Source organism: Pantoea sp. Ae19-2 (assembly GCF_059801205.1).
Map to the genome: position 1 here is coordinate 126,632 of NZ_JBCHWE010000003.1, position 12,095 is coordinate 138,726.

The following is a 12,095-nucleotide window of genomic DNA, read 5'->3' on the forward strand; positions in this document are numbered from 1 at the left end:
GTCTGGCGGTCGAAGTGGATTCACACCTAAGACCTTCAGAACGCCTTCGTTGGGGAATTTTCCCTTTGCCGTGCCGGATGGCACTCACTCATCCTTGCAGACGGGGATTTGTGCTTATGAAATCACTGAAAATTGCCGCCAGTCACGACGTGGCTGCATTACTCTCAACGCATCGTGAAGTGGTCACGCTCGACGAGACCGACTTCACCGATGTGGCGGCAGTTGTCATCTCCGTTGCGGACAGCCGCAGCGGCATTCTGGCCTTGCTTAAACGCTCGGGTTTTAATTTGCCGGTGTTTATTTTTAGCGAAACCGCCGTTGACGGTTTGCCTGCGGTAACCGGCGTGATTGCCGGGAAAGCGCAGGATTATCTGGAGCTGGAAACCGCGGCCAGCGGCTACGAAGAAGATCTGTTGCCACCGTTCTTCAACACGCTGACCAAATACGTGGCGATGGACAACAGCACTTTTGCCTGCCCTGGGCACCAGCACGGGAAATTCTTTAAAAAACACCCGGCGGGACGGCAGTTTTATGATTTCTTTGGTGAGAACGTATTTCGTGCAGACATGTGCAACGCGGACGTTAAGCTGGGTGACCTGCTGATCCACGAAGGCTCAGCTAAGCACGCGCAGAAGTTTGCCGCGAAAGTTTTCCACGCCGACAAAACTTATTTCGTGCTTAACGGTACCTCTGCGGCGAACAAAGTGGTGACCAATGCTCTGCTGACACGCGGCGATCTGGTGCTGTTTGACCGCAACAACCATAAATCAAACCACCACGGCGCACTCATCCAGGCCGGTGCTACGCCGGTTTATCTGGAAGCTTCCCGCAATCCCTTTGGCTTTATCGGCGGCATTGATGCGCACTGTTTTGATGAGAAATACCTGCGGGAGCTGATTTCGGAAGTGGCACCTGAACGAGCTCAGGAGGCAAGGCCTTTCCGCCTGGCGGTGATCCAGCTCGGCACCTATGACGGCACAATTTATAACGCTCGCCAGGTGGTAGATAACATCGGCCATCTGTGCGATTACATCCTCTTTGATTCGGCCTGGGTCGGCTACGAGCAGTTTATTCCGATGATGGCGGACTGTTCGCCGCTGTTACTGGAGCTGAATGAAAACGATCCGGGGATCTTTGTCACTCAGTCGGTTCACAAGCAGCAGGCCGGATTCTCCCAGACTTCGCAGATCCATAAGAAAGATAACCATCTTCGCGGTCAGGCCCGTTTTTGCCCGCACAAGCGGCTTAACAATGCTTTCATGCTGCATGCTTCAACCAGCCCGTTTTACCCGCTGTTTGCCGCGCTGGATGTAAATGCCAAGATCCACGAGGGCGAAAGTGGTCGTCGCCTGTGGGCGGAATGTGTGGCACTGGGCATTGAAGCGCGCAAGGCGATTATCGCCAACTGTAAGATGATCAAGCCGTTTATTCCGCCGGAAGTGGCCGGGCGGCCGTGGCAGGATCACCCCACGGAGAAGATTGCTCAGGAGCGCCGCTTCTTCAGCTTTGAACCCGGTGAGCGCTGGCACGGTTTTGAAGGTTATGCGAAGGACGAATATTTTGTCGATCCCTGCAAGCTGCTTCTAACCACGCCGGGCATCGATCCCGAAACCGGGCGCTACACCGAGTTCGGTGTGCCAGCGGCAATCCTCGCTAACTATCTGCGTGAAAACGGAATTGTGCCGGAAAAGTCGGATCTTAACTCGATCTTGTTCCTGCTTACCCCGGCGGAGAGCCACGAGAAGCTGGCTCAGCTGGTGGCCATGCTGGCGCAGTTTGAACAGCATATTGAGGACGACACGCCGCTGGCGGATGTGCTGCCCACGATTTATCAGAAATACCCGGTGCGCTACAAGGGTTACACCCTGCGCCAGCTTTGCCAGGAGATGCACGATCTGTACGTGAGTTTTGAGGTTAAAGAGCTGCAGAAAGCGATGTTCCGCAAGGAGAGCCTGCCTGCCGTGGTGGTGAACCCGCAGGACGCAAACATCGAGTTTATTCGCGGCAACGTGGAGCTGGTGCGCCTGAGCGAATCTGAAGGACGTATCGCGGCGGAAGGCGCGTTGCCTTATCCTCCGGGCGTGCTTTGCGTGGTGCCGGGTGAAGTTTGGGGCGGGGCGGCACTGCGTTACTTCCTGGCGCTGGAAGAGGGCGTGAATATGCTGCCAGGCTTCTCCCCTGAGCTGCAGGGCGTGTACAGCGAGACGGATTCGGACGGCATTAAGCGGCTGTACGGCTACATGCTGAAGTAAGAGGGAATAGCCCCTCACCCCAGCCCTCTCCCCAAGGGGGCGAGGGAGGAAAGAAGGGTGAAGAAGTGTATTCCCGGAAAGTCCCCTCTCCCTTTTAGGGAGAGGGTTAGGGTGAGGGTAAATTACCGCCGGCGATAGCTCTTCTGGGCGTTATTCACTTTGTACAGGTAACGACGAGACTCTGCGGACGGATGTCGCGTGGTCAACGTTTGATAGACATCGCCCGGCGCCATGCTGTTAATCAGGCTAAACGCCTGCATCTTATCGTTAGAGAACACCCGCAGCACGCTGCCCGCGCCGCCGTTATAGGCCGTAATCACCGCATAGCGACGTGACGTTGGGTTATCAATCTGCCCCAGATAGCTGTTCTGCAAAATCGCCAGATAGGCCGTGCCGGTATCAATGTTGCTTTCCGGGTCGAACAGGAAGCTGCGGCTTGGTTTGCCCCATTTACCCTGCGCCTTAAACACGTCAACCCCGGCGCTGTGCTGAACAACCTGCATCAGGCCCAGTGCATCCGCGTGGCTTACCGCATACGGGTTGAAGCTGGATTCCGTCTGCATGATGGCCAGAATCAGCGACTCGTCCACGCCGTATTTCTTCGACGCTTTACGCACCATACCGATGTATTTATGTGCTCGTTTGTCGAGGTGGTTAGGCACAAGATTGATGGTCACGCTATAGACGATTTTCAGCCCGGTACTGCGCTTTTGCAGGCGCGTTTGCAGCAGATAGTCGGCAAACTTCGTCGCACGGCCTTCCCAGCGAATGGGCTGGCCAGTGTTATCCACGACCTGGCCGTAAAGGAACGGCTCTTTGGAGATCTGGACGTCGTTGGCATCGGAATAGAGATCTATTGAGCCAGGATCGTCCCCCATCAGCAGGGTGGTAATGATGGCCTGGCGCAGGTGCGCGGCAGGATCGGTGCCCGCGATGGTCTCAACGGTGATGGTACCTTCATCAAAGTTGATATGGCTACGCGTCAGATATTGGTCGGTGTATTTGACGTAATCTTTCGGGCCTGCGATCAGGACCTCTTTCATACCCCAGATATTTTCGATGTTGTTGGCAAACTGCCCCATCAAAATATCAAACCCGTTGGTGTCCTTTACGTAGGCTTCGTTAAAAGCGTCATCGCCTTTTTTACTGGAGCAGGAGATCAGCAACGGGGCCACGAGAGCCAGCGCGAGAAGTTTTTTCATCATTCCGTGTATGCGTGTTGTGTTTGCAAAAAGGTGCCGACGATTACTGTTTTTCTGGCGGGGTAAAGCCTTCGATATGGACTTCTTTCCCTTCAAACAGGAAATTGACCATCTCGTTTTCCAGCTCTTTGCGGTGTTCCGGGTTCATCATGCTCATCTTTCTTTCATTGATCAGCATGGTCTGCTTGGACTGCCACTGCGCCCAGGCTTCTTTGGAGATTTCGTTGTAGATCCGCTTGCCCAGTTCGCCCGGGTACAGCTGGAAATCCTGGCCTTCAGCATCGCGCTGCAGGTAAGTACAAAAAATCGTTCTGCTCATGATTATTCCTCTTCTTCGGCACGAACGGGCGCTAAGGCAACCGGTTCGGCTCGTAATTGTTGTAGCAGGCGTTCCACGGGAGCCGCCAGCCCGACAGACGGTGGCTGGCCTAAGTTATACCAGAGAGCGGGGCCTTCATCCATGCAGGCGTCCATGGACGACACCGGAAGCCACATCGGCACAATGTCTAAATGGAAATGGCTAAAGGTGTGGCGGAAAGCCGTTAACTGCGTGAGATTATCTGCCGGAATACCTCTCTGCTCCAGCCAGCGATGTAATTCCTGTTCTTCAGCGAACTGTGGGAAGCAGAATAGGCCTCCCCATAGCCCGACCGCCGGGCGCTGCGCCAGGAAGACTTCATCGCCATGCTGCATCATCAGCATATAGCCGGTGCGTTCAGGCAGCGTCACTTTAGGCTTCTTGCCGGGATAGTTCGCCCAGCTGTGGTTGGCATAGGCCACGCAGCCGTTGTTCAGCGGGCAAAGCTCGCATTTTGGCTTTGAGCGGGTGCAGACCATGGCCCCGAGGTCCATCATCGCCTGATTAAACTGGCTAACGCCCTGTGCAGGGGTTACGCGTTCGCTGATTTCCCAGAGGCGGTTTTCAACCTCTTTTTTGCCCGGCCAGCCGGAAACGGCATAGCAACGGGCGAGCACGCGCTTTACGTTGCCATCGAGAATCGGGAAGTGTTTACCCAACGAAAGAGACAGAATCGCGCCTGCGGTTGAGCGCCCGACGCCAGGCAGGTCGGCCACTTCGTCATACGTTTCAGGGAAAACGCCACCGTGTTTATCGGCAACGTGTTTAGCGGCTTTATGCAGATTGCGCGCACGAGCGTAATAGCCCAGCCCCGTCCACAGGTGCAGCACTTCGTCCAGCGGGGCGTTCGCCAGGTCGGTCACGGTGGGGAAACGCGCCATAAAGCGCTCAAAATAAGGGATGACCGTCGCGACCTGGGTTTGTTGCAACATTACCTCAGAGAGCCATACTTTATAAGGCGTTTTCTCCTGCTGCCACGGCAGGGTTTTGCGCCCATACTTGTGGTACCAGTCGAGGACTTGTTGGGCGAATTGAGGAGCTTGCATGGTCAACGCGGGATATCCGGCAAAGGTGTAATAAAGGAGCCGATTCCAGCACAGCGGCGTAAAGCTGTAAACCGGAACTTTCTGCCACTTGCTTCTCATCCTTAACTTTGGATAATGCCCGTTTCCCGAACACTAAGCGAAGCGTTAAGAAAACCATGAAGAATGACGTCATTTCACCGGAATTTAATGAAGAAGGCCGTGTGCTGCGCCGCATCCGCAGCTTTGTCCGTCGCCAGGGGCGTCTGACAAAAGGCCAGCAGCACGCGCTGGATAACTACTGGCCGGTGATGGGCGTTGAGTTCCAGGCCGAGCCTGCCGACTTTAGCGAGATTTTTGGCCGCGAAGCGCCGGTCACGCTGGAGATCGGTTTTGGTATGGGCACCTCGCTGGTAACCATGGCACAAACCAATCCGCAGCATAACTATCTCGGTATTGAAGTGCATTCGCCGGGCGTGGGCGCCTGCCTGGGCACCGCGCATGAGGCTGGCGTGGAGAACCTCCGTGTGATGTGCCACGACGCGGTGGAAGTGCTGGAAAACATGATTCCTGACAATTCTTTGAACATGGTTCAGCTGTTTTTCCCTGATCCATGGCATAAAGCACGTCATAATAAACGCCGTATCGTTCAGGCACCGTTTGCTGACCTGGTAAAACGCAAGCTGAAGCTGGGCGGCGTGTTCCATATGGCCACCGACTGGGAACCTTATGCTGAACATATGCTCGAAGTGATGTCCTCTATCGAAGGGTATAAAAACCAGTCGGAGAGTCACGACTACGTACCGCGTCCGGACTCACGTCCGGTAACCAAATTTGAACAACGTGGCCATCGTCTTGGTCACGGCGTATGGGACTTAATGTTCGAGAGGGTGAAATAATGGCAAAGAATCGTAGCCGTCGTCTGCGTAAGAAAATGCATATCGAAGAGTTCCAGGAACTGGGCTTCTCGATTGCCTGGCGCTTCCCGGAGGGCACTTCCGAAGAGCAAATTGATAAAACCGTGGACGAGCTGATCGCCGAAGTGATCGCGCCGAACAAGCTGGCGTTTGACGGCAGCGGTTACCTGGTCTGGGAAGGTCTGGTGTGCATGGAAGAGATTGGCAAATGCACCGAAGAGCATCAGGCGCTGGTGCGTAAATGGTTAGAAGACCGCAAACTCGAAGATGTTCGCATCAGCGATCTGTTCGACGTCTGGTGGGATTAAGCTTTAGCAAAAACAGGCTGGTTAATTAACCGGCCTTTTTTTCAGGAGCTGATTTTTCAGGAGAAAATATGATCCGTAAGGTCCTTTTAGGCGCGCTGCTGGTCACCGCCGCTTCGGCACACGCGGACTATCAGTGCAGCGTCAATCCACGTGATGACGTGGTGATTAACCCGCAGTCCGTGCAGGTTGTGGGTGAGAACGGCAATCTGGTCATCGCGCCTGACGGCAGCGTGCAATACAACGGTGTTCAGAAGACGCTGACATCCGCACAGCGCCAGCAGGCGCTGAACTACCAGAAAGCCCTGCGCACGGATTTACCGTGGATCGATAATGGGGCTCGCTCTCGCGTAGAGAAAAGCCGCGTCGCGCTGGACGGCATTATTGCTAAACAGGTTGGGGAAAGCAGCAGCATGCGTAATCGCCTGACCAAGCTGGATGCCCAGTTAAAAGAGCAGATGAACCGGATTATTGAGCGCCGCCAGGACGGGCTGACGTTCCATTATAAAGCGGTCGATCAGGTGAGAGCCGATGGTCAGCAGTTGGTGAACCAGGCGATGGGCGGCATTCTGCAGGACAGCATTAATGAAATGGGCGCGCAGGCGGTGCTGAAAGGCGGCGGCAACCCGCTGCAGAATGTGCTGGGTAACCTGGGCGGTCTGCAAACGGCGGTTCAGAACGAATGGAATAATCAGCAGGCTGATTTTGAACAGTTCGGCCACGAGGTGTGTAACCGGGTGGTGTCGCTGGAAAATCAGCGTAAAGGGCTTGTGGGGGCGCTGAAGTAATTTTCCCCTCACCCTAACCCTCTCCCCTAAGGGGAGAGGGGATAAACCGAGTTCCCCTTCACCAGTTCTCTCCCCAAAGGGGATAGGGGATAAACCATGTCGCCCATCACTTGTTTTCCCCCTCTCCCTCTGGGAGAGGGCCGGGGTGAGGGTAAAAACTTACGCTTCGTCGGCTAAAAACAGCTCCAGCAGGGAATTTAAAAACAGTTTCCCGTGCTCGGTTATCTGCCAGTGTTCATCCGTTTCCGTCATATAGTTTTTCGCCAGCGCCTCATCCAACTGCGGGCGAATTATCGCTTCATCTAAACCGGTATAAAGCGTGAACTCACTGCGTGGTGCGGCCTCCAGCAGGCGGAAACGGTTCATAAAGAATTCGAACGGTTTGTCTGCCTGCTCAACGTCATGCTGGCGGTCGAGGTACTTTCCTTCCATATAGCCGCGCGGATGGCGCGTTTTCGCCGTGCGCGTAATGCGCCCGTCCGGGGAGGTGATTTTGCCGTGCGCGCCGCAGCCAATCCCCAAATAGTCGCCAAAGCGCCAGTAGTTCAGGTTGTGCTGACACTGATAACCGGGCTTAGCATAGGCTGAGGTTTCGTATTGCTGGTAGCCCGCGGCGGTCAGTAGCTTATCGCCTTGCTCGAAGATATCCCACAGCGCGTCGTCGTCCGGTAACTTCGGCGGACGTGATCCAAACAGCGTGTTCGGCTCGATGGTCAACTGATACCAGGAAAGATGCGGGGGATTCAGGGCAATGGCCTGGCGCAGATCGTCCAATGCCTCTTCGAGCGACTGGTCAGGTAGGCCGTGCATCAGGTCAAGGTTAAAGCTGCGCAGCCCCAGGCCGCTTGCCAGGTTCGCGGCACGTTTGGCTTCACCCGCATCATGAATACGGCCCAGGCGCTTTAATTTGGGCTCGCTAAAGCTCTGAACGCCGATAGAAATACGATTCACACCCGCTTTCTGGTAGCCAACAAAGCGGTCGGCTTCGACCGTGCCGGGGTTGGCTTCCATGGTGATTTCTGCGTCGTCTGCCAGCTTGAGGCGTGAGCGCACGCCGTCCAGCAGCGTTTGCATGGCTTCGCTGGAGAGCAGGCTTGGCGTACCGCCGCCAATGAAAATAGTCTTTACCTCACGCCCCTGAGCAAGCGCCACGTCGCGGTCGAGGTCGTGCAGCAGATGGCTCACGTATTCGTCGTGCGGCACGTCGCCTTTCAGCGCGTGGGAGTTGAAGTCACAGTACGGGCACTTCTGTACGCACCACGGGATGTGAATGTAGAGACTAAGAGGTGGCAAATTAGCCATTACGCATTGCTTCCAGTAACAGTTTCAGCGCTTGCCCACGGTGGGAGATCGCGCTCTTTTCATCGCGGGTTAGCTCCGCCGCGGTTTTACCCTCGGAAGGAACGTAGAAGATAGGATCGTAGCCAAAGCCACCTTGCCCTGCTGGCGCCTGGGTAATCACGCCCGGCCAACTACCGTGAAACACCAGCGGCGTTGGGTCTTCCGCGTGACGCATATAGACGAGCACGCAGTGGAACTGAGCCTGGCGTTTATCGTCCGGCACGTCGTTGAGCGCTTCCAGAAGCTTGTCGAGGTTCTGCCGATCGCTGGCATCCTCGCCCGCGTAGCGTGCGGAATAGATACCCGGTGCGCCGCCCAGCGCATCCACCGCCAGGCCGGAATCGTCGGCCAGCGCCGGTAGCCCGGTCACTTTAGCCGCATGGCGAGCCTTGAGAATCGCATTCTCAATAAAGGTCAGGCCGGTCTCTTCGACAGACTCTACGTTCAGCTCGGTTTGCGCGACCACATCGAAGCCAAAATCCGCCAGCAGATTGGCGAGTTCACGCACTTTACCGGCGTTACCGGTAGCTAATACGACTTTTTGCATAGTCAGTCCTGTGTTATTCGAGGGGGGCAATCAATGCCGCGACTTCCGTCGGGATCTGCTGCGGGCCGATAATTTTAACTTGTTTATGGCGACCAAGTTCGCCTTTCTCTATCACGACCTGGCCTTTCGCTACCCTGAATTGTTTGGCCAGATATTTTACCAGGTGAGCGTTGGCCTGCCCGTCTACCGGTGGTGCGGTGATGGCGACTTTTAACTCGTCGCCATGCATACCGACCAGGCTATCGCGGCTGGCCTTGGGCTGAATATACAGCCGCAGAACCAGCCCGTCAGGCTGCTGTGTCACAGCACTCAAATCGCGTACCAAAGGCCAGGGAACAGGTCCATACCGAGGTAATTCAGCGCATAAAGAATAAGAATGACCACCATGGCGGAGAAATCAATGCCGCCCATCGCAGGCAAGATGCGGCGAATCGGCGCCATCATTGGCTCGGTCATTTGCATCAGCACGTATTCAATAGGGCTGCGGCCCTGGCTTATCCAGCTCATCAGGGAACGAACGATGATCACCCAGAACACCAGGGTACCGGCTGATTTCAGCAGCGACAGCACGCCGATGAGTAAGTTTAATGGATCGAGCGACAGCCCGCCGGACTGGATCAGCAGCAGAATAGGGAATTTCAGCGTGGTGAGTATAAATGCCACCAGCAGGGATGAGGTGTCAATAGGGCCCAGGGATGGCAGTACGCGACGAAGCGGTCCGACAACGGGCTGGGTAACTTTAACGATGAACTGGGCAAACGGGTTGTAGAAATCACAGCGCGCCCACTGCATCCAGATACGGATAAGCAGCACCATTACGTAAAGCTCAATCAGGGTTTTGACCAGGAAAGTCAACGTAAGCATGGTTTTCCTCAAAAATGATGGTGATTAACGAGCGGGATAATCCCGCGCGCCGAAAATAGCGGTTCCAATGCGCACCATGGTGCTGCCTGCGGCAATCGCGGCTTCCATGTCATCGGTCATGCCGAGAGATAATGTATCGATCGTGGTAAAGCGGGCTTTGAGTGCATTACAGGCCTCTGCCATTTTGCGGCAAACGGTAAGCTGGCGCTCGTAATCCGGTTCTGGCGCAGGGATGGCCATCAGGCCTCGCAGCGTCAGTCCCGGTAAGGCCGCCACTTCGGCAGCTAACTGCTCCAGCTCACTCAGCGCGATGCCGGACTTACTGTTTTCGTCGCTGATATTAATTTGAATCAGTACGTTTAGCGGCGGCAACGTCGACGGGCGTTGTTCGCTGAGTCTACTGGCAATTTTCAGCCGATCGACGGTATGGCACCAGTCAAAATTCTCCGCCACAAGGCGGCTTTTATTCGACTGCAGCGGCCCGATAAAGTGCCACTCCAGCCCTGTTACACCTTGTTCAGCAAAGTGGTGAATCTTATCCACGCCTTCCTGCACATAGTTTTCGCCAAAGGCGCGTTGCCCGGCAGCAATCGCTTCTGCGAGGGCGCTCGCAGGCTTGGTTTTGCTGACTGCAAGCAGAGTCACTTCTTCGGGGCTTCTGCCGCAACGTGCCGCAGCGGCTGAGATTTTCCCATGTACCTGTGCCAGATTGTGCGCTATCTCATTCATGATCGTTGGAAGTGATATGGATATCGAAGAAATTGTGGCCCTTAGTGTAAAGCATAATGTCTCCGATCTACACCTGTGCGCGCGCCAGGCGGCACGCTGGCGAAAGTGTGGCAGGCTGGAAGCGTGCCCGGAGAAGGTGCCGGAAGTCGAAGAGGTTCTCAACGGATGGTTAAATGAGGAGCAAAAGTTGCAGCTTAGTCGCGCCGGCCAGCTCGATTTTTCCCTCACGCTCGCGAACGGCATCAGGCTACGCGGCAATGCTTTTCTCCATCAGGAAGGTTATTCGCTGGCGCTTAGATTACTCGCATCTTCTTGCCCGGATCTGCATACGCTTGGCGCACCCTCCCAACTGAAGGCGCTTTTACGGGAAAGTGAAGGGCTGATACTGGTGACTGGAGCTACCGGGAGCGGGAAGTCTACAACCCTTGCCGCGATGATTCAGCATCTCAATCAGCATCTTGACGGCCATGTGCTAACGCTGGAAGACCCCATCGAATTTATTCACGCCTCTGGCCGCTGCCTGATTCAGCAGCGCGAGCCCGGCCTGCACTGTGAAAGCTATGCAGCAGCGCTAAAAGCCGCTTTAAGGGAAGATCCGGACGTCATTCTGCTGGGTGAGCTCAGGGATAGTGAGACTATTGGCCTGGCGCTGACCGCGGCAGAAACAGGGCATTTGGTTCTGGCGACATTACACACACGCGGTGCTGCTCAGGCGGTGGAACGGCTGGTGGACGTGTTCCCTGCTCAGGAGAAAAGCCTGATTCAAACTCAGCTTGCCGGAAGCCTGAAAGCGGTGCTGGCACAAAAGCTTGTACCGGCGACTGACGGTGGCCGGGTGGCGCTGTACGAACTGTTGGTCAATACCCCGGCTATGGCAAATTTGATTCGTGAGGGGAAGACGCATCAACTGCCTGGCGTGCTGCAAACCGGCCAGCAGCATGGCATGCAAAGCTTTGCCCAGAGCGAGGCGCTGCTGCTGCGTGAAGGTAAGATTGTTGGACACGATCGGGAATTCAGCGTGCCATGGGAGGCGACATTTTGAACGCCTTTATTGCCTTAATGTGTATTGGTGTGTATATTATCCATCATTCAGGGTGAGCATGATGACCTCTGCTGAGCTGATAAAGGAATTGAGGGCCACGGGGTGCGAACCCGTCAGGCGTTCTGGGGGTAGCCACTGGATCTGGTGGTCACCTACAACCGGAAAAACGTTCCCCGTTCCGCATCCCAAAAAGGATTTGCCCGTCGGTACCGTCAAATCCATTCGTAAAATGGCAGGCATTTAGCCTGTCGCTGCCGGAGGTTGATGATGTTTTTTTCCGTTGGTGTGGAATTACCCGCAACTGAAAACGAAGCGTTTGGCCTGGTCGTGCCCGCGCTATGCAATGATGAATTTGGCTGCGTATCGGCCGCAGACAGTCAGGCGGATATCGCCCCGATGGTGCAGGATGCGGTGCTGTCGATTGTGGATTTAATGGTGGAGAGCGGCAAAGACATTACTCGATTGTGTGATGCCGGGCCTTTTGCTTATGCCGCAGACCCGGAGTACGGCTACTGCCAGCAATGGCTGCTGGTTGATGTGGATTTATCCGCGCTGGAAGGAAAGCAGCAGCGGCTAAACATCATGCTGCCAGACGCGCTGCTGCGGCGTATTGATTCCCGGGTAAAACAGCCCTCTTCAGGCTACCGGGACCGCAGCCATTTTTTGGCGATTGCCGCAAGGCATGAACTGCTGAACGCAGGGAACGACGCGCCCGGCAGTTAAGCCCT

15 protein-coding genes are annotated in these 12,095 nt (G+C 55.4%); 7 read left to right on the plus strand and 8 right to left on the minus strand.

All coding sequences use genetic code 11. The features are described 5' to 3' along the window. The first annotated feature begins 116 nt into the window (after positions 1–116). Positions 117–2,252, plus strand: coding sequence for an ornithine decarboxylase (locus tag AAIE03_RS22795; RefSeq protein ID WP_166995233.1), 2,136 nt, complete (start codon positions 117–119; stop codon positions 2,250–2,252). 122 nt (positions 2,253–2,374) lie between these two features. Here AAIE03_RS22795 and mltC read toward each other — a convergent pair whose 3' ends face one another. The 3 genes from mltC to mutY are packed head-to-tail and all read right to left on the minus strand — an operon-like array spanning position 2,375 to position 4,858. Continuing rightward, on the minus strand, positions 2,375–3,454 hold the full coding sequence (gene mltC, locus AAIE03_RS22800; protein ID WP_008461527.1) for a membrane-bound lytic murein transglycosylase MltC: 1,080 nt from the start codon (positions 3,452–3,454) through the stop codon (positions 2,375–2,377). Positions 3,455–3,497: 43 nt separating this feature from the next. Beyond that, positions 3,498–3,773 carry an oxidative damage protection protein gene (locus tag AAIE03_RS22805; RefSeq protein WP_008461529.1) on the minus strand — a complete coding sequence of 92 codons (276 nt, stop codon included), beginning with the start codon at positions 3,771–3,773 and terminating at the stop codon, positions 3,498–3,500. A gap of 2 nt (positions 3,774–3,775) precedes the next feature. Next, entirely contained in the window at positions 3,776–4,858 is a 1,083-nt protein-coding gene (mutY, locus tag AAIE03_RS22810) for an A/G-specific adenine glycosylase (RefSeq protein ID WP_336708694.1), read from the minus strand. A gap of 155 nt (positions 4,859–5,013) precedes the next feature. Between mutY and trmB the strand changes: the two genes are divergently transcribed. The 3 genes from trmB (at position 5,014) to AAIE03_RS22825 (ending at position 6,844) form a co-directional block, all read left to right on the plus strand. Further along, complete coding sequence (gene trmB, locus AAIE03_RS22815; protein ID WP_166995237.1) at positions 5,014–5,733, plus strand: tRNA (guanosine(46)-N7)-methyltransferase TrmB; 720 nt, start codon at positions 5,014–5,016, stop codon at positions 5,731–5,733. Next, positions 5,733–6,059, plus strand: coding sequence for a YggL family protein (locus tag AAIE03_RS22820; RefSeq protein WP_008461534.1), 327 nt, complete (start codon positions 5,733–5,735; stop codon positions 6,057–6,059). Before trmB ends, AAIE03_RS22820 begins: the two co-directional genes overlap by 1 nt. Before the next feature lie 68 nt (positions 6,060–6,127). Next, positions 6,128–6,844, plus strand: coding sequence for a DUF2884 family protein (locus AAIE03_RS22825; protein ID WP_166995239.1), 717 nt, complete (start codon positions 6,128–6,130; stop codon positions 6,842–6,844). A gap of 159 nt (positions 6,845–7,003) precedes the next feature. Here AAIE03_RS22825 and hemW read toward each other — a convergent pair whose 3' ends face one another. The 5 genes from hemW to AAIE03_RS22850 are packed head-to-tail and all read right to left on the minus strand — an operon-like array spanning position 7,004 to position 10,325. After that, positions 7,004–8,146 (minus strand): radical SAM family heme chaperone HemW, encoded by a 1,143-nt coding sequence (hemW, locus tag AAIE03_RS22830; protein WP_336708696.1) that lies wholly within the window; start codon positions 8,144–8,146, stop codon positions 7,004–7,006. Continuing rightward, a complete protein-coding gene (locus AAIE03_RS22835; RefSeq protein ID WP_166995243.1) occupies positions 8,139–8,732 on the minus strand; it encodes an XTP/dITP diphosphatase in 594 nt (197 codons plus the stop codon). The genes hemW and AAIE03_RS22835 overlap by 8 nt, the downstream gene beginning before the upstream one ends. Positions 8,733–8,745: 13 nt before the next feature. Then, complete coding sequence (gene yggU / locus AAIE03_RS22840) at positions 8,746–9,045, minus strand: DUF167 family protein YggU (protein ID WP_008461542.1); 300 nt, start codon at positions 9,043–9,045, stop codon at positions 8,746–8,748. Further along, positions 9,042–9,596 carry a YggT family protein gene (locus AAIE03_RS22845; RefSeq protein ID WP_008461544.1) on the minus strand — a complete coding sequence of 185 codons (555 nt, stop codon included), beginning with the start codon at positions 9,594–9,596 and terminating at the stop codon, positions 9,042–9,044. The genes yggU and AAIE03_RS22845 overlap by 4 nt, the downstream gene beginning before the upstream one ends. A 24-nt stretch (positions 9,597–9,620) precedes the next feature. Then, on the minus strand, positions 9,621–10,325 hold the full coding sequence (locus tag AAIE03_RS22850; RefSeq protein WP_008461545.1) for a YggS family pyridoxal phosphate-dependent enzyme: 705 nt from the start codon (positions 10,323–10,325) through the stop codon (positions 9,621–9,623). Positions 10,326–10,341: 16 nt separating this feature from the next. Between AAIE03_RS22850 and AAIE03_RS22855 the strand changes: the two genes are divergently transcribed. From AAIE03_RS22855 to AAIE03_RS22865, 3 genes are all read left to right on the plus strand, one after another. Continuing rightward, positions 10,342–11,367, plus strand: a complete 1,026-nt coding sequence (locus tag AAIE03_RS22855; RefSeq protein ID WP_336708699.1) for a type IV pilus twitching motility protein PilT — start codon at positions 10,342–10,344, stop codon at positions 11,365–11,367. Positions 11,368–11,428: 61 nt separating this feature from the next. After that, on the plus strand, positions 11,429–11,611 hold the full coding sequence (locus AAIE03_RS22860; protein WP_166995303.1) for a type II toxin-antitoxin system HicA family toxin: 183 nt from the start codon (positions 11,429–11,431) through the stop codon (positions 11,609–11,611). Between the two features lie 23 nt (positions 11,612–11,634). Continuing rightward, positions 11,635–12,090 carry a type II toxin-antitoxin system HicB family antitoxin gene (locus tag AAIE03_RS22865; RefSeq protein ID WP_336708742.1) on the plus strand — a complete coding sequence of 152 codons (456 nt, stop codon included), beginning with the start codon at positions 11,635–11,637 and terminating at the stop codon, positions 12,088–12,090. Positions 12,091–12,095: the final 5 nt, after the last annotated feature.